Here is a 607-nt window from a genome sequence, read left to right on the forward strand (position 1 = left end):
GTTATAACGGTTCATATCACCTTACCGACGCTTATCGCAGATTAGCACGTCCTTCATCGCCTCTGACTGCCAGGGCATCCACCGTGTACGCTTAGTCGCTTAACCTCACAACCCGAAGATGTCTCGTGAGACACAATCGAGGTCGTGAAAATTTGAGAGACTCGAACACACCGCTTATCTGTTCTTATTACGGAGAACAGACACAGTGTGTCGTTTCAATTTTCAGCTTGTTCCAGATTTTTAAAGAGCAAATATCTCAAACGTGACTGTTAAGTCAGTTTTGAGATATTGAGGTCGGTGACTTTCACTCACAAACCAGCAAGTGGCGTCCCCTAGGGGATTCGAACCCCTGTTACCGCCGTGAAAGGGCGGTGTCCTGGGCCTCTAGACGAAGGGGACACTGAAGTCTCACTCGCAAGACGCCTTGCTTCTTTACTTTCATCAGACAATCTGTGTGAGCACTACGCGGGTTTGTATCTTTTAGGTAAGGAGGTGATCCAACCGCAGGTTCCCCTACGGTTACCTTGTTACGACTTCACCCCAGTCATGAATCACAAAGTGGTAAGCGCCCTCCCGAAGGTTAAGCTACCTACTTCTTTTGCAACCC

Annotated in this window: 1 tRNA gene and 2 rRNA genes; all 3 read right to left on the bottom strand. The window is 48.4% G+C overall.

The annotated features are described in order from the left end of the window. Nucleotides 1-105, bottom strand: a 23S ribosomal RNA gene (locus BSPA111_RS22430); the annotation flags it as partial. Nucleotides 106-323: 218 nt separating this feature from the next. After that, nucleotides 324-399 (bottom strand) — tRNA-Glu (locus tag BSPA111_RS22435). A gap of 86 nt (nt 400-485) precedes the next feature. Further along, nucleotides 486-607: ribosomal RNA gene (locus tag BSPA111_RS22440) — 16S ribosomal RNA — on the bottom strand; the annotation flags it as partial.

This window comes from Buttiauxella sp. A111, assembly GCF_014189855.1.
Classification (GTDB): domain Bacteria; phylum Pseudomonadota; class Gammaproteobacteria; order Enterobacterales; family Enterobacteriaceae; genus Buttiauxella; species Buttiauxella selenatireducens.